Origin of the sequence: Cyanobium sp. ATX 6E8 (assembly GCF_024346335.1) — a bacterium.
In the GTDB taxonomy this organism is placed as follows: Bacteria; Cyanobacteriota; Cyanobacteriia; order PCC-6307; family Cyanobiaceae; genus Cyanobium_A.
On record NZ_JAGQCT010000011.1, the window covers coordinates 20,175 to 37,095 of the forward strand.

The 16,921-nt window shown below is 66.1% G+C and carries 18 protein-coding genes; 9 read left to right on the forward strand and 9 right to left on the reverse strand.

The window, feature by feature from the left end; all coding sequences use genetic code 11:
* Nucleotides 1-19: 19 nt before the first annotated feature.
* Together KBY70_RS09870 and KBY70_RS09875 are read right to left on the reverse strand one after the other, a co-directional pair.
* The gene (locus KBY70_RS09870; protein WP_254988381.1) at nucleotides 20-1,099 is read right to left on the reverse strand and encodes a type IV pilus twitching motility protein PilT; all 1,080 of its coding nucleotides are present in this window, start codon (nucleotides 1,097-1,099) and stop codon (nucleotides 20-22) included.
* A 7-nt stretch (nucleotides 1,100-1,106) separates the two neighbouring features.
* Nucleotides 1,107-2,903 (reverse strand): GspE/PulE family protein, encoded by a 1,797-nt coding sequence (locus KBY70_RS09875; RefSeq protein ID WP_254988383.1) that lies wholly within the window; start codon nucleotides 2,901-2,903, stop codon nucleotides 1,107-1,109.
* 88 nt (nucleotides 2,904-2,991) lie between these two features.
* Between KBY70_RS09875 and grpE the strand changes: the two genes are divergently transcribed.
* From grpE to rsgA, 4 genes are read left to right on the forward strand one after another with little or no spacing between them, the layout of a single operon-like run.
* Nucleotides 2,992-3,684: a nucleotide exchange factor GrpE gene (grpE, locus tag KBY70_RS09880; RefSeq protein WP_094558971.1), complete on the forward strand. Its 693-nt coding sequence runs from the start codon at nucleotides 2,992-2,994 to the stop codon at nucleotides 3,682-3,684.
* Nucleotides 3,684-4,805, forward strand: a complete 1,122-nt coding sequence (gene dnaJ / locus KBY70_RS09885) for a molecular chaperone DnaJ (protein ID WP_094558972.1) — start codon at nucleotides 3,684-3,686, stop codon at nucleotides 4,803-4,805. Before grpE ends, dnaJ begins: the two co-directional genes overlap by 1 nt.
* Nucleotides 4,802-5,062 (forward strand): sulfurtransferase TusA family protein, encoded by a 261-nt coding sequence (locus tag KBY70_RS09890; RefSeq protein ID WP_254988386.1) that lies wholly within the window; start codon nucleotides 4,802-4,804, stop codon nucleotides 5,060-5,062. The genes dnaJ and KBY70_RS09890 overlap by 4 nt, the downstream gene beginning before the upstream one ends.
* Entirely contained in the window at nucleotides 5,052-6,182 is a 1,131-nt protein-coding gene (gene rsgA, locus KBY70_RS09895) for a ribosome small subunit-dependent GTPase A (RefSeq protein ID WP_254988389.1), read from the forward strand. Before KBY70_RS09890 ends, rsgA begins: the two co-directional genes overlap by 11 nt.
* On the opposite strand, the gene KBY70_RS09900 is transcribed toward rsgA, so the two are convergent.
* Genes KBY70_RS09900 through murC form a run of 3 tightly spaced genes read right to left on the reverse strand, consistent with a single transcriptional unit; the run spans nucleotide 6,157 to nucleotide 8,910 of the window.
* Complete coding sequence (locus KBY70_RS09900) at nucleotides 6,157-6,498, reverse strand: YbaB/EbfC family nucleoid-associated protein (RefSeq protein ID WP_254988390.1); 342 nt, start codon at nucleotides 6,496-6,498, stop codon at nucleotides 6,157-6,159. The genes rsgA and KBY70_RS09900 overlap by 26 nt on opposite strands.
* Nucleotides 6,499-6,533: 35 nt before the next feature.
* Nucleotides 6,534-7,445: a UDP-N-acetylmuramate dehydrogenase gene (gene murB / locus KBY70_RS09905; RefSeq protein WP_094558975.1), complete on the reverse strand. Its 912-nt coding sequence runs from the start codon at nucleotides 7,443-7,445 to the stop codon at nucleotides 6,534-6,536.
* Nucleotides 7,446-7,449: 4 nt separating this feature from the next.
* Nucleotides 7,450-8,910 carry a UDP-N-acetylmuramate--L-alanine ligase gene (murC, locus tag KBY70_RS09910; protein ID WP_094559208.1) on the reverse strand — a complete coding sequence of 487 codons (1,461 nt, stop codon included), beginning with the start codon at nucleotides 8,908-8,910 and terminating at the stop codon, nucleotides 7,450-7,452.
* A gap of 191 nt (nucleotides 8,911-9,101) precedes the next feature.
* Between murC and gap the strand changes: the two genes are divergently transcribed.
* A complete protein-coding gene (gene gap, locus KBY70_RS09915) occupies nucleotides 9,102-10,124 on the forward strand; it encodes a type I glyceraldehyde-3-phosphate dehydrogenase (RefSeq protein WP_094559209.1) in 1,023 nt (340 codons plus the stop codon).
* A gap of 63 nt (nucleotides 10,125-10,187) precedes the next feature.
* On the opposite strand, the gene KBY70_RS09920 is transcribed toward gap, so the two are convergent.
* On the reverse strand, nucleotides 10,188-11,219 hold the full coding sequence (locus tag KBY70_RS09920; RefSeq protein ID WP_254988391.1) for a peptidylprolyl isomerase: 1,032 nt from the start codon (nucleotides 11,217-11,219) through the stop codon (nucleotides 10,188-10,190).
* 191 nt (nucleotides 11,220-11,410) lie between these two features.
* Between KBY70_RS09920 and efp the strand changes: the two genes are divergently transcribed.
* Together efp and accB are read left to right on the forward strand one after the other, a co-directional pair.
* Nucleotides 11,411-11,971 carry an elongation factor P gene (efp, locus tag KBY70_RS09925; RefSeq protein ID WP_094558977.1) on the forward strand — a complete coding sequence of 187 codons (561 nt, stop codon included), beginning with the start codon at nucleotides 11,411-11,413 and terminating at the stop codon, nucleotides 11,969-11,971.
* A 5-nt stretch (nucleotides 11,972-11,976) separates the two neighbouring features.
* Nucleotides 11,977-12,462 carry an acetyl-CoA carboxylase biotin carboxyl carrier protein gene (gene accB / locus KBY70_RS09930; protein WP_094558978.1) on the forward strand — a complete coding sequence of 162 codons (486 nt, stop codon included), beginning with the start codon at nucleotides 11,977-11,979 and terminating at the stop codon, nucleotides 12,460-12,462.
* 18 nt (nucleotides 12,463-12,480) lie between these two features.
* On the opposite strand, the gene pdxA is transcribed toward accB, so the two are convergent.
* Nucleotides 12,481-13,530, reverse strand: coding sequence for a 4-hydroxythreonine-4-phosphate dehydrogenase PdxA (gene pdxA / locus KBY70_RS09935; RefSeq protein ID WP_254988438.1), 1,050 nt, complete (start codon nucleotides 13,528-13,530; stop codon nucleotides 12,481-12,483).
* A 108-nt stretch (nucleotides 13,531-13,638) separates the two neighbouring features.
* Complete coding sequence (locus KBY70_RS09940) at nucleotides 13,639-14,589, reverse strand: SDR family oxidoreductase (protein WP_254988392.1); 951 nt, start codon at nucleotides 14,587-14,589, stop codon at nucleotides 13,639-13,641.
* 35 nt (nucleotides 14,590-14,624) lie between these two features.
* On the opposite strand from KBY70_RS09940, the gene KBY70_RS09945 reads away from it, so the two are divergent.
* A complete protein-coding gene (locus KBY70_RS09945; RefSeq protein ID WP_143592817.1) occupies nucleotides 14,625-14,888 on the forward strand; it encodes a hypothetical protein in 264 nt (87 codons plus the stop codon).
* Here KBY70_RS09945 and KBY70_RS09950 read toward each other — a convergent pair.
* Nucleotides 14,834-15,256, reverse strand: coding sequence for an HNH endonuclease (locus KBY70_RS09950; RefSeq protein ID WP_094558981.1), 423 nt, complete (start codon nucleotides 15,254-15,256; stop codon nucleotides 14,834-14,836). The genes KBY70_RS09945 and KBY70_RS09950 overlap by 55 nt on opposite strands.
* A 74-nt stretch (nucleotides 15,257-15,330) precedes the next feature.
* Here KBY70_RS09950 and KBY70_RS09955 point away from each other — a divergent pair, with 74 nt between their 5' ends.
* Nucleotides 15,331-16,920 carry a DEAD/DEAH box helicase gene (locus KBY70_RS09955; RefSeq protein WP_254988393.1) on the forward strand — a complete coding sequence of 530 codons (1,590 nt, stop codon included), beginning with the start codon at nucleotides 15,331-15,333 and terminating at the stop codon, nucleotides 16,918-16,920.
* Nucleotide 16,921: the final 1 nt, after the last annotated feature.

Here is a 16,921-nt window from a genome sequence, read left to right on the forward strand (position 1 = left end):
CTCTGGGGGTGGCCGAAGATCAGCTCAGTTGGGCCACGAGGCGTTTGAGTTCCTCGGGCCGAGAGGTTTTCAGCAGGGCTTCGTCCATGGTCACCTGGTTGCTGAGCACCAGATCGCCCAGGGCTTTTTCAAGGGTTTGCATGGAGAGCTGGCCACCGGTCTGGATCTGGGAGTAGAGCTGAGCCGTTTTGCCCTCCCGAATCAGGTTGGCGGTGGCCGGCGTGTTGATCATGATTTCCTGGGCCATCACCCGTCCAAATTGACCAGGACTTGGGTTGTGGCGTTTGCAGAGGGTCTGGGCGAACACGGCCACGAGGCTGCTGCTCAGCTGGACGCGAATCTGGGTCTGCTGGCTGGGTGGAAAGACGTCCACCATGCGATCGACCGTTTGGGCTGCGGAACTGGTGTGCAGGGTGCCGAACACCAGGTGACCGGTTTCTGCCGCTGTGATGGCTAGCTGGATGGTTTCCAGATCGCGCAGTTCTCCCACAAGGATTACATCCGGATCTTCCCGCAGGGCGGCTTTAAGGGCGTTGGCAAAGCTACGGGTGTCGTCATTGAGTTGACGCTGGTGGATCACACTCTTGACAGGTTTGTAGGTAAATTCGATCGGATCTTCTATGGTGAGGATGTGTTCAGCACGTGTTTGGTTGATGTGCTCCAGAATGGCAGCCAGGGTCGTTGTTTTGCCTGAGCCGGTGGGTCCGGTAACAAGAATTAGCCCCTTTGGCATGTGACTCATTTCCTCAACAATTGGAGGCAGACCGAGGTTTTCCAGGGTGGGTACGCTGTTGCCGAGAGCTCTCAGGCAGGCAGCATAGGTCCCCCGCTGGCGATACACATTGACCCGGAATCGTGCGACCCCTTTGAGACCGTAGGCGCAGTCCAGTTCCCAGGTTTGCTCGAGTTGTTTGCGCTGGGCATTGTTGAGCATCGAGAAGATCAGCTTGTTGCAATCTTCTTCAGCTAATGGTTCATCCTGTAGGGCCCTGAGTTGACCATTGAAACGCCCGTAGGGTGGCACCCCGGCGCTGATGTGGAGATCACTGCCACCATCTCTCACCAGTTGGCTCATCAGGTCTTCGATCATCACGGCCATGGGGCGTTCAGCGGCTGGTCAGACAGTAGGGACATTCAAGCCATTCATCCTGCAGTCCTGCACCGCAGCAGTTGCAGGTGAGCGTGCTGAGCGAGCGAGACCGACGTTCTGATTCGAGCCCGGAGTCGGTCAACAGCATGCGCTCAACTTCCGTCAACGTTGTGAGACCTTCTCGGACGAGTTGGAGTCCATAGCCTAAAAGGGTTTTCATGCCGCCTTCCAGGGCCATCCGGCGGATCACATCTGTGGTTTCCCGTTTGGCCACAGCCGCAGCGAGCGTGTCGTTCATTCGTAGAACTTCGTAGACACCGACGCGCCCCTTGTAACCAGACCCGTTGCAGGTTGGGCAGCACCCCTCCTGGCTGTTCTGCTGGGTGTTTGCCCGAAAGAAGTTCACATTCGTTTCGTGGCTGCTCAAGAGGCCAAAACGGCCGAGATCTTCATGGCTGGGCTTGTAAGGTATGCGGCAATCGGGGCACACGCGTCGTACCAGCCGCTGGGAGACGATGCCCAGCAGCGAGGCGCTCACCATGAAGGGCTCCACGCCCATTTCGTCCAGTCTGGCGATAGCACTGGCCGTGTCGTTGCAGTGCAGAGTGGTCATCACCAGGTGGCCGGTGAGTGCGGCTTCAATCGCGGTTTTTGCTGTCTCTAAGTCGCGCGTTTCTCCCACCAAGAGCACGTCCGGGTCTTGACGCATGAAGGCACGTAGGGCTGTGCTGAAGTCGAGGCCCTTTTCGCGGTTGACCTGGGTTTGGGTGATGCCGTGGAGGGTGTATTCGATCGGGTCTTCAACGGTGGAGATGTTGATGCCGGGGTCGTTGCGTTCCGACAGCAGGGCGTAGAGCGTGGTCGATTTGCCCGAGCCGGTTGGACCCGTGACCAAAAGCATCCCGTAGGGCTTGGAACCCAAGTCCCGCACGATTTTTCGGGCTTCTGAGTCGGTGATGAGCGTATCCAGGCCCAGTTGGGTGGCGCCGCTGTCGAGCAGCCGCATGCAGATCTTTTCGCCGTTGCGGCTGGGCAACGTGCTCACCCGGAATTCCATTTTGCGGCCCCGAAACAGGCGTCGGACCCGGCCGTCTTGGGGCAAGCGCCGTTCGGCGATGTCCAAGTCAGCCATGATCTTGATTCTTGAGGTCACGGCCGGCGTCAGGCTCTTCGGCAGATCGTCAAACTGCTTCTGCAGCACCCCGTCAAGGCGAAAGCGGATCTCCAGGGAGTTTTCCTGGGGTTCCACATGTATGTCACTGGCTCCCGAAGTCAGCGCCTCGATCAGAATCCGGTCCACCAAGCTGATGATGGGGGAGGCGTTCGCGCTCGCTGTCGCGGTGTCGTCGATTTCGAGGTTTTCGATAGCGGCGGTCTCCTGGAGATCGCCGTCCGATGCACCGGGGATGTCCAGATCCTGGGTGAGGGATCGGGGGGTGCTGGAGGTCGAGGTGGGCTTGGGTTGGGGGGGTCTGGCGTGGAGAACTGCGGTCAGGTTGCTGGCCAAGGCCAGCTGGAGATCGGCGCCAAACCCCGCCCGTTGCAGTTCCTCGCGCAGCTCCTGGCGCTGCTGGGGGGTCCAGTGGCTGGGAACAGCCACGACCAGCCGACCATCGGACTCGTGGAGGGGTAGGGCGCCCAGCTCGCGCCAGCGATCGGTGCACAGTCCCTTGCCGCTCAGAAGCAGGTCTTGGCCGACAGCTTGCAGCTGGATGTCCTGCAGCACTGGTTCGCCCATCAGCAGTTCCACCTCCAGGCGTTGCTGCTCCTCGCTGGCGGCTTCAGGAACAGGACGCGAGGGTGTGAGAGTCATGGCGTCAGAAGGTGCGGGCTTCCGCCGCTTGTGGGAGGTGGGCCCTGAGCTTCAACATGTCTAGAAACAAAGTCTGACCATGTCAGCCATGAGCGGGGACACCTCGATGAGCGGTGATAGCAATCCGGGAGCCGAGGTCTCCCATCCCGGCGAATCCATCGAGACCCCGCCCAGCCCGGGGAGTGCCTCAGAACAGGCCGTGGACGCTGATCAGACTGATGGAGCTGAGGCCACTGGTTTGGACCGGGCCGCCCAGCTCGAGGTCCAGCTGGCAACACTGAAGACCGAGCACGAGGCCCTCAATGGCCAGTACATGCGGCTGGCGGCCGACTTTGACAACTTCCGCAAGCGTCAGAGCCGTGACAGCGAGGACCTGCGCCTGCAGATCACCTGTTCAACGCTCGGCGAAATCCTGCCGGTGGTCGACAACTTCGATCGAGCCCGTCAGCAGCTCAACCCCCAGCATGAGGAGGCCCAAAGCCTGCACCGCAGCTACCAGGGCCTCTACAAGCAGTTGGTGGATGTGTTCAAGCTGCTCGGCGTCTCGCCGATGCGGGTGGAGGGTGAGCCCTTCGACCCCAGCCTGCACGAAGCGGTGCTGCGCGAACCGAGCGACGCCCACCCGGAAGATGTGGTGATCGAGGAGTTGCAGCGTGGTTACCACCTCAATGGCCGGGTGCTGCGGCATGCCCTGGTCAAGGTGTCGATGGGCCCTGGTCCGGCCGATGCTGGTGCAGCGACCGTTTCGGAGAGCGGCCCGGTTGAGGAGCAAGGCGGCTGATGGCCGACTACTACGACCTGCTGGGCATCGCCCGCGATGCTGATCCCGACACCCTCAAGCGGGCTTACCGGCGTCTGGCGCGTCAGTACCACCCGGATGTCAACAAGGATCCGGGCGCTGAGGACAAATTCAAGGAGATCGGCCGGGCCTATGAGGTGCTGAGCGATCCCCAGACCCGCGCTCGCTACGACCAGTTTGGTGAGGCGGGCCTGGGCGGCGGCGGTGGCATGCCCGACATGGGCGACATGGGCGGCTTCGCCGATCTGTTTGAAACCTTTTTCAGCGGTTTTGGCGGTGCCTCCCCCGGTGCGTCGGGCCCCCGGCGCCGAGGGCCCCGGCAGGGCGACGACCTGCGCCTCGATCTCAGCATCAGCTTCCAGGAGGCCGTGTTCGGCATCGAGAAGGAGGTGCAGATCCGCCATCTCGAAACCTGCACCACCTGCCAGGGCTCCGGTGCGAAGGCGGGCAGCGGTCCCACCAGCTGCGGCACCTGCGGTGGCGCCGGTCAGGTGCGGCGCGCCACCCGCACTCCCTTCGGCAGCTTCACCCAGGTGGCGGCCTGTCCCACCTGTGAAGGCTCAGGTCAGGTGATCGCCGACCCCTGCAGCGCCTGCGGCGGCCAGGGGCTCCAGCAGGTGCGCAAGAAGCTGCGGATCAACATCCCCGCCGGCGTCGATTCGGGCACACGGCTGCGGGTCGCCAATGAAGGCAACGCCGGCCAGCGGGGTGGCCCGGCCGGCGATCTGTATGTGTTCCTGAGTGTGCAGTCGGCCTCCGGCTTGCGCCGCGATGGCATCCACATCCACTCCGAGGTCACCCTCAATTACCTCCAGGCCATCCTGGGCGACACCATCGAGGTGACCACGGTCGATGGCCAGGAGCAACTGGAGATTCCAGCCGGCACCCAGCCTGGCGCCGTGCTCACCCTGCAGGGCAAGGGGGTGCCCAAGCTCGGCAATCCCGTGGCCCGCGGCAACCATCTGGTGAGCATCAAGGTGCAGTTGCCCACCAAGCTCAACAGCGAGGAACGGGAGTTGCTGGAGCAGCTGGCCGGGCACCACACCAGCAAGGGTCAGAAACACCCCCACAAGAGTGGCCTGTTTGGAGGCTTGTTCGGTTGACGCCGGGGTGCGCTGATGACGAAACGGCCGCCCAGCTCGACCTGCGGGGCACCCCCTGCCCGCTCAACTTCATTCGCACCAAGCTCACCCTGGAGCAGGTTGCCCCTGGCAGCTGGCTCCAGGTGGATCTCGAAGCCGGCGAGCCCCAGCAGCTGGTGACCCAGGGCTTGGAGAGTGCCGGCCACGTGGTTGACTCCCAGCCCCATCCGGACCAGGACGGGGCGGTGCGGCTGCTGATCCGGCGCCATGGGGGCTGAACCTGGGCACAGCGAACCCGGGTTGGTGGTGGCCCTGCTGGCCAATTACTGCTGGGTCGAGCTGGAGCGAGCGGGCCCGAGTGGCGTAAGCCGGTTGCTGTGCACCCGCCGCACCCGGCTGGGCAAGAGTGGCCAGACCATCGCCGTGGGCGATCGGGTTCGGGTTGACGGCATCGATTGGTCGGCAGGCCGTGGGGCCGTGGCGGCCCTGGAGCCCCGCAACGGCCTGTTGGAGCGGCCCGCGGTGGCCAATGTGGCGCGGGTGGTGGTGGTGGTGGCCTTGGCTGAGCCCGCGCTCGACCCCCTGCAACTCACCCGCTTCCTGCTCACCGCCGAGGCCACGGGCCGGCCGGTGGTGTTGGTGTTCTCCAAGGCCGATCTGGTGCCCCCTGATGTGGCCGACGACTGGTGCCAACGGGCCAGCGCCTGGGGTTACGAGGCCCTGGCGGTGTCCACCCGCACCGGCCAGGGCCTGGAGCGGCTGCAGCAGCGGCTGGCCCAGCCGGGCATTTCCGTGTTCTGTGGCCCCTCCGGGGTGGGCAAAAGCAGCGTGCTCAACGGGCTTTGCCCGGAGTTGGGTCTGCGGGTGGCGGCGGTATCGGGGCGGCTGCAGCGGGGGCGGCATACCACCCGCCATGTGGAGCTCTTCCCCCTGGCGCCCGGGGCCCTGTTGGCCGATACGCCCGGCTTCAACCGTCCGTGCCTACCCGCTGATCCCGCCGCCCTGGGGGCCTTGTTCCCAGAGATCCGGCAGCGGCTCCGTTCCACGTCCTGTCGGTTCAGCAACTGCCTGCACCAGGGTGATCCGGGCTGTGCCGTGGGCTGCGACTGGGAGCGGTACGGGTTGTATGGCCAATGCCTGGCCGATCTGGTGCTGGAGGGCGAGCGGGCCGGCCGCAGCCAGGGCCGGTCCGTGGAGCCCGGTCTGCGTCGTCGCGGGCAGGGGTTGGAGCCGCGCTTGGCTCCAGGCTTGCGTCAGTTTTCCCGGCGTCGTCAGCGCCAGCAACTGCTCGACGGGGAATCAGACCAGGAATCAGACCACGAATCAGACGGGGAATCTGGTGCCGAAGACGGTGCAGACCCCAGCGGCGAGCTCAGCCCCCCAGACCCGGCAAATTGAGATTGAGACCGCCGGTGAGCTCTTCCATCCGGCCCTTCATGGTGCCGGTGGAGAGCTCATAGGCCGCCTTCAGGGCTTCGAGCACAGCGGCCTCGCTGGCTGCGGCCCCTTCGGCCACCAGCTCCGGCGCCAGCTGCACCCGCAGGGGCTGCTGGTTGCCGGAGAGCCAGACGCTGGCTCGGCCATCGCTGCTGCGGCCTTCCAGTTCCATGCCATCGAGCTCCTCCTGGAGCTTCTGGGCGTTCTGCTGGAGTTCCTGGGCCTTCTTGAAGGCCTCGGTCAGCTGACCGAAGTTGGGGAGTCCGAAGCCAGCCATGCCAAGGGAGGTGTTTGTTGCAGGCTAAGGGTCGGCTAGGGGGCTGGCTGGAAGCCCAGCCGTTTCACTTCCGGGTGAAGGGCGATGCCGTGGCTGGCCATCACCCGATGTTGCACCTCCAGGATCAGGGCATCGATGTCGGCGGCGGTGGCCTGGCCCGTGTTGACGATGAAATTGGCATGGATCGGCGACACCTGGGCCTCACCGATTTGCAGCCCCTTGAGCCCCAGCTCCTCGATCAGGCGCCCGGCTTTGTGCGGTTCTGGGTTGCGAAACACACTGCCGCAACTGGGTTGCTGGTAGGGCTGGGTGCTGGTGCGGCTGTGCAGGTTGGCGCTGGTGCGCGCCGTGATCGCCACGGGATCGTGGCCGGGCTCCAGCTGGAAGCAGGCCGACAGCACGATCCAGGATTCGGCCTGGAGGCGGCTGTGGCGGTAGGCGAACGCCAGCTCGTCGGCCGGCAGTTCGAAGGGCGTTTCGGGTTGGGCGGGATCCAGTACGCGTACCGTCCGCAGCCAGTCGGCGGTGCAGCCACCCTGGGCTCCCGCATTCATCACCACAGCCCCCCCCACGGTGCCGGGGATGCCCACGGCCCACTCCAGCCCGCTGAGCCCCAGGCGGGCTGCCTTGCGCGCCAGGCTGGGAATCGGCTCGCCGGCCTCCGCCTCCACCAGGCCGCTGCTGGCCTCAAGCCGGCTGCCTTGCAGGCGGCGGTTGCAGAGGGTGAGGCCCGGCAGCCCGGCATCGGCGATCAGCAGGTTGGAGCCGGCGCCGATGCAACGCAGGGGCAGGCCCTGGATCTGGGCCCAGGTCGCCAGAGCGATCAGCTCGTCCTGGGTGCCAGGTTCGGCGAACCACTCGGCCGGGCCCCCCACTTTCCAGGTGGTGAAGGCGTGCAGCGCCACGGCCTGGCGCAGCGCGGGAGGGCAGCTGGAGGCCGCAACCATGGGGTCAGGCCGCCAGGGCGGTGTCCGCGTCGGCCGTGCTGCCATGAGCACCTGGTTGCCATTGGCCGAGGCGATCCCAGAGGCTGTTGACATCGCCTGCCCCCATCGCCAGCACCAGGTCGCCCTCGCGGCTGGCGCTGGCCAGCTGGGCTGCCAGTTCCTCGAGGCTGCCGGCCACTTGAACCGGCAGCTGCGGCGCCCGTTTGCGCACAGCGTCAGCCACCGCCGCGCTGCTGATGCCCGGGATCGGGGCCTCACCGGCCGCGTAGAGGGGCGCGATCAGCACGGAATCGGCCTCGCTGAGGGCCGCGGCGAAGCCCTCCAGAAACTGGGCTGTGCGGCTGTAGCGATGGGGCTGAAACACCGCCACCACACGCCGAGGCGCCACTGGCAGGGAGCTGCATCCGCTCGTCACCATCAGGCGGGCCATGGCCAGGGTGGCCGCCACTTCGCTGGGATGGTGGGCATAGTCGTCGACCACCAGCCGGCCTTCCCAGAGCCCGCGGAAATCAAAGCGACGCCCGGGGGTTTTCAGGGCGGCGACGGCCTGGCGCAGCTCGGCAAACGACACCCCCTCCAGCCGGCAGGCGGCCATGGCGGCGACAGCATTGCTGAGGTTGTGGCGGCCGGGCAGGGGCAGCTCGAAGCAGCCCACCGCGACGCCGTCTTCGTAGAAGTCGGCCACGGTGCCGTCCCCACGCTCTTCGCGGGCAATCGCGGCAAACGAGACCCCTTCAGACGTTTCGATCGACCACCAGTGCGCCGGTTTGAACCGTTCCCGCAGGATCGGACAGTCCCGGTTGGCCAGCAGTCGCTCGGTGTTGCCGGCAAACCGCTGCAGGGTATGGATCAGGGCCTCGAGGTCGGGGTAGTGGTCGGTGTGATCAAGCTCAACGTTGGTGAGCACGCCCAGGGAGGCGCGGAATTTCACCAGCGATCCATCTGATTCATCAGCTTCGGCCACCAGCAGGCGCCCTTGCCCATGGCGGCCATTGCTGCTGAAGGCGGGCACGATGCCACCGATCACGGCGGTGGGGTCGTGGTGGGTGGCGGCCAACAGCGTGGCCACCAGAGAGCTGGTGGTGGTTTTGCCATGGCTGCCAGCCACGGCGATCGAAGCCTGGCTGTTGATCAGGGCGGCCAGCACATCGGAGCGATGGCAGATGGCCAGCCCCACGCGACGGGCTTCGACCAGCTCCGGATTGGTCTCCGGAACGGCGGAGCTGATCACCACCCGGGGAGCGACGGAGGTGCCGCTGCGGATTGCAGCCACGGTGGCGGCGCTCTGCTCGAGGAACACCCGCACGCCCAGCCGGCGCAGGCGGTCGAGCACGGCGTGATCGCGGGGATCCGAGCCGCTTACCGCATAGCCCCGTTCCGCCAGGATCCCAGCCAGGGCCGACATGCCGATGCCGCCAACCCCGATGAAATGAAGCGGCTGGTGGCGATCGAGCAGGGGTGCCAAGGGCAACTCCGGTTCAGGGCTTCGGTGAGCACGAAACTAAGCCGACAACGGCCCGTAAACCTTTACGAGATGCTGCGCGTCTGTGCATGGTCCGTCGTGAACGCCCCGTTTGCAAGAGGGGAGAGCGGATCAATTTCTGTATGATCTGCAGCCAAAACCACCTTCGCTAGCGGCTTTTGCCGTTTTCGGCCATGACTTTGCGCGTTGCGATCAATGGATTTGGCCGGATCGGTCGCAACTTCACGCGCTGCTGGCTGAGCCGTGGGGCCAATACCGGCATCGAACTAGTGGGCATCAATGGCTCCGGTGACACCAACACCAACGCCCACCTGCTCAAGTACGACTCGATGCTGGGCCCCCTGCGGGGCGTTGACGTCACCACGACCCAAGACACGATCGTTGTCAACGGCAAGACGATCAAAACCTTCTACGACCGCAACCCTGCCAACCTTCCTTGGAAGGAATGGGGCGTCGATCTGGTGATCGAGTCCACCGGCGTGTTCAACGACGATGTGGGAGCCAGCAAGCACTTTGAAGCTGGTGCCAAGAAGGTGATTCTCACGGCTCCCGGTAAGGGAGCCAAAGTCGGCACTTTTGTTGTCGGCGTCAACGCTGATCAATACCGCCACGAAGACTGGGACATCCTCAGCAATGCCAGCTGTACCACCAACTGCATGGCTCCCGTCATCAAGGTGCTGGACCAGGAGTTCGGCATCATCAAGGGCACGATGACCACCACCCACAGCTATACCGGCGACCAACGCATTTTGGATGCGGCCCACCGCGACCTGCGCCGTGCCCGTGCTGCTGCGGTGAACATCGTGCCCACCAGCACCGGGGCCGCCCAGGCTGTGGCGTTGGTCTACCCGCCGATCAAGGGCAAGCTCAGCGGCATTGCCATGCGGGTGCCAACCCCCAACGTGTCGGTGGTCGACATGGTGCTCGATATCAGCCGCGACACCACCAAGGATGAAGTGAACGCTGTGCTCAAGGCGGCATCGGAAACGTCCATGAAGGGCATCATCAAGTACTGCGATCTGCCCCTGGTGTCAAGCGACCACGGTGGCACTGATGAATCCACGATCATCGATTCTCTTCTCACCCTGGTGATGGGCGGCAATATGGTCAAAGTCATCGCCTGGTATGACAACGAATGGGGTTACAGCCAGCGCGTTGTCGATCTCGCCGAAATCGTTGCCAAGAACTGGAAGTGAGTTGAGCCGATCAGCTCTGGTTCAAAGCCGCCCCACAGGGCGGGTTTTTCATGCCCGTTCGTTTCAGCCTTGGGGCTTGAGGTTTTCGCCACCTGCCAGCACCCGAGCTTTGACGATCCCGTCATCGGCGGTGAGTTCCTCGAGCACGTCAAAGCCATCCACCACATAGCCAAAGGCGGCGTAGCGGCCATCGATCAGATTGAGGCCGGCGGGGGTCAGTTCCGGTTCGAACAGAAACAGGAAGAACTGGGAGGAACCATCGTCGAGCACTTCGTCGGAGTGGGCCCAACCGAGGGTGCCCTTGGTCGAGAAGGGCAGCTCCGGGGCAGCCTTGAACAGGCCCAGGTCTTCGAAGGTCTCGTTGTAGAAGGGCGCCGGCTGACCGGGAACCTTGATCTCCAAGGGGACTCGGCGCTCGGATTTGGTGTTGGGGTCGATGAATCCGTCTTCCGGGCCGGCTGGATCACCGGTTTGCAGCACGTAAAAGTCTTCGGCGCGGATGAAGGGCAGGCCGTCGTAGAAGCCGCGCTGCACCAGATCCACGAAGGCGCCGGCGGTCAGGGGCGCGTTGTAGCCGTCCACCACGGTGGTGAGGTCGCCCTTGGTGGTGGTGAGCTGCACGGTGGCCCGGCCCAGCAGCCGCGGCAGACCAGCAAATTCGGCTGGAATCTCAAAGGGGAAGGGGCCCACCAGCAGGTCTTCCGCGTCCCCTATCGTGGCGAGGGCATCGCGGCGGGCGGCCAGGAAGGGATCGCGTTCCTGCTGTTCGGCGGCCGCGGCGAGCACCTGCAGCTGGTCTTCCAGCTGGTCGAGCAGGGTGGCGGCCTGGGGTCTGGTGTCGTTGGAGAAGCCCTCCAGGATGGCGGCCTTGCGGGTGCCGAGCAGGGAGCCGCAGCGCCGCACCGTGCTGTTCAGGGCTGGCCAGCGCTTGGCCCGGAGGTCGTCGCTGGTGCTCTCCAGCCGGTGCTGGAGATCCTGCAGGTCGGGGGCCTGGATCGGCAGGGCATTGCGCAGCAAAGCCGCCGGATCGGTGACGGCATTGCCCTGGGGCAGGGCTGCCCAGGCGGCGGGGGCTGACAGCGTCAGGAGCACCATCAGGCTGATCAGGCCGGCCCATAGAGGCGCCCATCCGGACCGATGCGTCCACCCGGATTGGCGCCGTGCCATGGCAATGCTGTGTTGTTGAGCGGACTTTGGCACAACTCTCCAGCCCTCGGGATGCCCGGCCCGGCGTCGGGCCCGCTCTGGTAGCCAGCCGTACAATCGCTCAGATCTGAACTGCCGGAATGATCTCCAGCAACGACTTTCGCACTGGTACTTCAATTGAGCTGGATGGCCAGGTCTGGAGGGTCGTTGAGTTTTTGCACGTGAAGCCCGGCAAGGGATCGGCTTTCGTGCGCACCAAGCTCAAGGCGGTGCAGAGCGGCAACGTTGTGGAAAAGACCTTCCGGGCGGGCGAGATGCTGCCCCAGGCCGTGCTCGAGAAGAGCACCCTCCAGCACACCTACATGGAGGGCGACGACTACGTGTTCATGGACATGGGCACCTATGAGGAAACCCGGCTCACCGCCAAGCAAATCGGTGACAGCCGCAAGTACCTCAAAGAGGGCATGGAGGTGAACGTGGTGGCGTGGAACGGCAAGCCTCTCGAGGTGGAGCTTCCCAACTCGGTGGTGCTCGAGATCACCCAGACCGATCCAGGCGTCAAGGGCGACACCGCCACCGGCGGTACCAAGCCCGCCATTGTCGAAACCGGAGCTCAGGTGATGGTGCCCCTGTTCCTCTCGATCGGCGAGAAGATCAAGATCGACACGCGCACCGACAGCTACCTCGGTCGGGAGAACTGATCGCCATGCAGCTCAACCAAGACCAGCTACACCAGCTCCTGGCCCTTCTGGGAGACAGTGACATCCAGGAATTAAAGCTCGAGGGCGACGATTTCCGTCTGGAGGTGCGTCGCAATCTCCCCGGCGTGGCACCGGCGGCGGTGGTTCAGGCCGCAGCGGCTCCTCCCCAAGCGATGTCACTGCCCGCGGCCGCTCCCCTGCCCGCCACCCCTTCAGCCCCGCCTCCGCCCGCCGCGGCCAGCCGCGGCGATCTGCTGGAGGTCACGGCTCCGATGGTGGCGACGTTCTATCGGGCCGCGGCTCCTGGCGAGCCTCCGTTCGTGGAGGTGGGTGCTCGCATCAAGGTGGGCCAAACCGTCTGCATCCTCGAGGCGATGAAGCTCATGAACGAGCTCGAGTCGGAGGTGGGTGGCGAGGTTGTCGAAATCCTGGTGGAAAACGGCACCCCAGTGGAATTTGGACAGGTGCTGATGCGGGTGCGGCCGGCCTGATCGGTTGCGCTTAAATCCTCAGCCCAGATCCCGGGCCGTGCGCAGGGCTGCCGTCATGCTGTCGGCCCGGGCCAGGCCCTGGCCGGCGATGGCGAAGCCGGTGCCGTGATCCGGCGAGGTCCGCAGAAATGGCAGGCCCAGGGTGGTGTTCACCGCCGCATCAAAGGCCAGCAGCTTCACCGGAATCAGGCCTTGGTCGTGATACAGCGCCAGGTACCCATCCGGTCCCGAGCCTGAGCCCCTCCAGGCGCTTGCTGCGCTGAGCCAGCAGGTGTCGGGCGGCAGCGGCCCCTCCAGCCGCACCTGGGGATGCCGCTGGCGCCAGGCGTCCAGGGCCGCTTCCAGCCAGGTGGATTCTTCGCCGCCCAGTTGACCCACCTCCCCCGCATGGGGATTAAGCCCGGCCACCACCAGGTGGGGGGAGGCGCTGAAGCGCTGGCAGAAGGCCAGCAGGGCATCGAGCTTGCGCTGCACCAGGGCTGCATTGAGCTGCAGGGGCACGGCGGCCAGGGGGATGTGGGTGGTGGCCAGCAGGGTGTTCAGGCGCCACTGGCCTACGGGCGCCAGGGCGGTGAACAGCATCGAGGCCTCCGGGCTGCCCGTCAGTTCGGCCAGCCGCTCGGTCTGGCCTGGGTAGGTGTGACCCGCGGCGTGCCAGCTGGCCTTGGCGATCGGCGCGGTGACCAGGGCCTGGCAGCGACCGCTTTGCACCAGCTCGACGGCGTCGGTGAGCCAGGCGAAGCTGGCGTCTCCGCAGGCCGGCGTGCTGAGGCCAGGCCGGCAGGCCTCCGCCAGGGGCCTGTCGATGATCTCGAGCTCAGCGGGATCCCGCAGCGGTTCGAGGCCGTTGCTGGCAGCTGCGTGGCGGCGCAATTGCTGGTAGCTGGTTTCCAGCCAGCGGCGACAGCCCACCAGCAGGGGCTGGCGGGCCTCGGCTGAGCACCATTCAGGATGGGCCAGGGCTTTGAGGGTCACCTCGGCGCCGATGCCGGCGGGATCCCCCAAGGCAATGGCCAGCCGGACGGGCCTGGGGTTGGATGGGGCCTGGCTGCTGGTGGACGAGCCCATGCTGCGCTGGTTGGTGCTGGGGGGGTTGGTGCTGGGTCTGGGGACGGGATTCAGCAAGGGCTGGCTTGAGCTGCGCTGGGGTCGCTTGCTGGGCGACCTGGGCTTGCCCTATGTGGCGGATCCTGGTGATCTGGGGGACTGCCCGCCCCCCCGGCCTTCAGCCGCTCCTGCCGCCCCTTCCTCGGCCAGGCAGGCTCGGTAGCCCTCCCGGTAGCTGGGGTAGCGCAGCACGTAGCCGAGGCTCTGGCGCAGCAGCTGGTTGCTGGCTCTCCGGTTTTCGGCCCAGAAGCTGCGGGCCATGGGGCTCATGCTGGCGGCAATGGTGTCGTAGCGCTCCATCGGCGGCAGGGTTTGCCCCAGCAGGTGGGCGGCGTAGCCCAGGGTCTCGCTGGAGGGGCAGGGGCAGTCGTCGGCCACGTTGACCACAGGCGGGCGTTGCTCCAGCGGCAGGTTGAGGCAATGCAGCAGGCAGCCGACGATGTCATCCACGTGCACGCGCGAAAACACCTGGCCGGGCTTGTGGATCAGGCGGCTCTGGCCGGCCCGTAGGGCCGCAAACGGCGAGCGGCCGGGGCCGTAGATCGCCGGCAAGCGGAACAGCTGCACAGGCAGCCCACTGGCCAACCAGGCCTGCTCCGCCTCGAGGCGGAGCAGGCTGCGGCCGGCTCGGGCGGGGGTGGGGGCGGTTTCGTCCACCCAGGCCCCGCCGGTGTTGCCATAGACGCCGGTGGTGGAGAGGTAGCCCAGCCACTGCAGTGGCAGCTCCCGCAGCATCGGCCCCAGCAGCCGCAGCACCGGATCGCCCAAGCCCGGCTCCGGGGGCACCGACACCACCACGTCGGTGGTGTCGGCCAGGGCTGCGGCTGGCGGCAGGACGAGCGCTTCGGGATCGCTGTTGAAGGGGAGCCAGGCCAGGCCGCCCGCGTCTGGGCGCGGTTGACGGCTGGTCAGCTTGACCGCCATGCCCTGCTGGCGGGCTGCCCTGGCGAGACGCACACCGGTGTAGCCACCGCCAATCACCAGCAACCGCCGCTCGGACTTGACAAGCTCCCGCGTCATGAGTACATCTGTATCAACGCTTTGCAATGCTCGCCATGACAGCTTCTCTCGCTCCCACTTCTCTGACTCCGGCTTCCCTCTCCCGTCCCCGCATCGCCCGGGTCTCCCGTTCCCTGCGCAGCCAGTCTGGGCCGTTGTCCGCCTCCCCGTCGCGTCCTGCTGCTTCGGGTGTCATGGTCCCGGCGGCCCTGGCCGCGGTGTTGCTGGTGGTGGCGGTGGTGCTGGCCCCCGAGCGGCCCCAGGATCAGGAAGCCATCTGCCAGCGCCACAACGGGGTGGACGCCTGTCGCGTTTGGTGAGGCCCTGGAGCCGCCTGGGGCTGGTCGGGATGGGCCCACTGCAACAGGCGTAGGGCTAGGCGCAGATCTCCGTCGGTCCAGGCCCGGATGGCCATGGCGCGGCGCGGGTCGTAGAAGGGCTGGCGGCGATACCACTCAAAGGCGTCGGCGTCGCCTTTGTGGCCGTTGCAGGCCAGGCAGGCCGGTACACAGTTTTCGGTCACGCTCAGACCGCCCCGGCTTTGGGGATGCACGTGGTCGATGGATTCCGACCGCTCGCCGCAATAGATGCAGCGTTGGTCGGTGGCGTAATGCAGGGATTGGCGCCAGCGTCTGACGCGCAACTTGGGGCAGAGATCTTCAAGGAAAACCGCATCCCTGGCCTGCATCGGCGCGTCTCGGTTGGCGGCAGTTTGCCCCCAGCGTCTGGGCTGTCAATGTGTCGAGGGTTGCACTTCCGCGGATGCGCTGTCTGCTGCGGTTGGGGGCGACGGGCCAGATCGAGGTGGTCAGTCCCTACGACGCGGTGACCCAGGCCCAGTTGCGGGCGATTCGCCCCCGGGGCGTCTGGTCGGGCCGGCAGCGCTGTTGGCACTTTCCCCTGGAGGCCGCCCCAGCGCTGCAGCGGGTGCTGGCGGGCCGCTTCCCCGTGGAGCCCGAACTGGCCCAGTGGCTGGCCTGGATGGAGCAACCGCTGCCCCCTCTGCCACTCCACCGGCAGCTGGTGGCGGCGGCCGATCTGCAGCGGCCCTTGCCGGATGGTCGTCAGCTGTTTGCCCACCAGCGGGCGGCGGTGCGGTGGTTGCTGGCCCGGCGTGGGGCGGTGCTGGCGGACGCCATGGGCCTCGGCAAGACCCTCTCCGCTCTGGCGGCAGCCCGGGCGATGGTGCGGCTGGCGGATTGCCGCATCCTGGTGATTGCCCCGGTTGGTCTGCATGGCCATTGGCAGAGCGAGGCGGCGGCCCTCGGCCTGCGGCTGGAGCTGCACAGCTGGGCGCGCCTGCCGCAGGCGCTGCCCCCGGCTGGCACCGTGCTGATTGCAGACGAGGCCCATTACGCCCAGAACGGCCAGACCCGACGCAGCCAGGGGCTGTTGCGGTTGGCCCGTCACCCCCGCTTGCGGGCCATCTGGCTGCTGACGGGGACTCCGATGAAAAATGGCCGGCCGGCCCAGCTGTTTCCACTGCTGGCCGCCATCGGCCATCCCCTGGCCCGCGACCAACGGTCCTTCGAGGAGGTGTTCTGTCAGGGCCACTGGCGCGAGCAGGGGGGACGCCGCCTCTGGCAGGCCAGTGGCGCCAGCCATCTCGAGGAGCTGCAGCGGCTGGTTCGGCCCCTGGTGCTGCATCGGCGCAAGCAGGATTGTCTCGATCTGCCCCCCAAGCACCGGCAGCTGTGGCCTGTGGCGTTGGACGACCTCCAGGCCCGTGGCTTTCAACACCGCCTGCAGATCAAGGTGGACGACTACCGCCGCCGAGCAGCTAGCGGTGAGGTGCGCCGCGATGCCGAGGTGTTGGCGGTGCTGACGGCCCTGCGCCAGATCGGCTCCGACTACAAGCTGCCGGCCACCTGCTCGTTGGTGGCGTCGTTGCTGGCCCAGGGCGAGGCGGTGGTGGTGTTCACCGCTTTCGTGGCCACCGCCCAGTTGCTGCATCGCCGTTTCGCCGCCAGTGCACTGCTCACCGGGGCCCTGCCGCCGGCCCAGCGGCAGGCGCAGGTGGATGCCTTTCAACGGGGCGATCACCCCCTGCTGATTGCCACCTATGGCACCGGCGGGCTGGGCTTCACGCTGCATCGGGCCCGGCATGTGGTGTTGGTGGAGCGCCCCTGGACGCCGGGTGATGCGGAGCAGGCCGAAGATCGCTGCCACCGCATCGGCATGGGAGCCGCCCTGACCAGCCACTGGTTGCAGTTGGGGGTGGCCGATCAGTTGGTGGATGGCTTGATCGCCAGCAAGGCCGAGCGCATTGCCCTGTTGTTGCAGCGCCGCCCCCATCAGCTCGAGCGCCGCAATTTGCCGGCCATGGTGCGCGATCTGATCGATCGCTGGTAAT

Excerpts from the sequence above, each read along its gene's own strand:
- KBY70_RS09870 (WP_254988381.1), bottom strand. The coding sequence starts at position 1,099 with ATGGCCGTGATGATCGAAGACCTGATGAGCCAACTGGTGAGAGATGGT.
- KBY70_RS09875 (WP_254988383.1), bottom strand. The coding sequence starts at position 2,903 with ATGACTCTCACACCCTCGCGTCCTGTTCCTGAAGCCGCCAGCGAGGAG.
- grpE (WP_094558971.1), top strand. The coding sequence starts at position 2,992 with ATGAGCGGGGACACCTCGATGAGCGGTGATAGCAATCCGGGAGCCGAG.
- dnaJ (WP_094558972.1), top strand. The coding sequence starts at position 3,684 with ATGGCCGACTACTACGACCTGCTGGGCATCGCCCGCGATGCTGATCCC.
- rsgA (WP_254988389.1), top strand. The coding sequence starts at position 5,052 with ATGGGGGCTGAACCTGGGCACAGCGAACCCGGGTTGGTGGTGGCCCTG.
- KBY70_RS09900 (WP_254988390.1), bottom strand. The coding sequence starts at position 6,498 with ATGGCTGGCTTCGGACTCCCCAACTTCGGTCAGCTGACCGAGGCCTTC.
- murB (WP_094558975.1), bottom strand. The coding sequence starts at position 7,445 with ATGGTTGCGGCCTCCAGCTGCCCTCCCGCGCTGCGCCAGGCCGTGGCG.
- gap (WP_094559209.1), top strand. The coding sequence starts at position 9,102 with ATGACTTTGCGCGTTGCGATCAATGGATTTGGCCGGATCGGTCGCAAC.
- KBY70_RS09920 (WP_254988391.1), bottom strand. The coding sequence starts at position 11,219 with ATGGTGCTCCTGACGCTGTCAGCCCCCGCCGCCTGGGCAGCCCTGCCC.
- efp (WP_094558977.1), top strand. The coding sequence starts at position 11,411 with ATGATCTCCAGCAACGACTTTCGCACTGGTACTTCAATTGAGCTGGAT.
- accB (WP_094558978.1), top strand. The coding sequence starts at position 11,977 with ATGCAGCTCAACCAAGACCAGCTACACCAGCTCCTGGCCCTTCTGGGA.
- pdxA (WP_254988438.1), bottom strand. The coding sequence starts at position 13,530 with ATGGGCTCGTCCACCAGCAGCCAGGCCCCATCCAACCCCAGGCCCGTC.
- KBY70_RS09940 (WP_254988392.1), bottom strand. The coding sequence starts at position 14,589 with ATGACGCGGGAGCTTGTCAAGTCCGAGCGGCGGTTGCTGGTGATTGGC.
- KBY70_RS09945 (WP_143592817.1), top strand. The coding sequence starts at position 14,625 with ATGACAGCTTCTCTCGCTCCCACTTCTCTGACTCCGGCTTCCCTCTCC.
- KBY70_RS09950 (WP_094558981.1), bottom strand. The coding sequence starts at position 15,256 with ATGCAGGCCAGGGATGCGGTTTTCCTTGAAGATCTCTGCCCCAAGTTG.
- KBY70_RS09955 (WP_254988393.1), top strand. The coding sequence starts at position 15,331 with ATGCGCTGTCTGCTGCGGTTGGGGGCGACGGGCCAGATCGAGGTGGTC.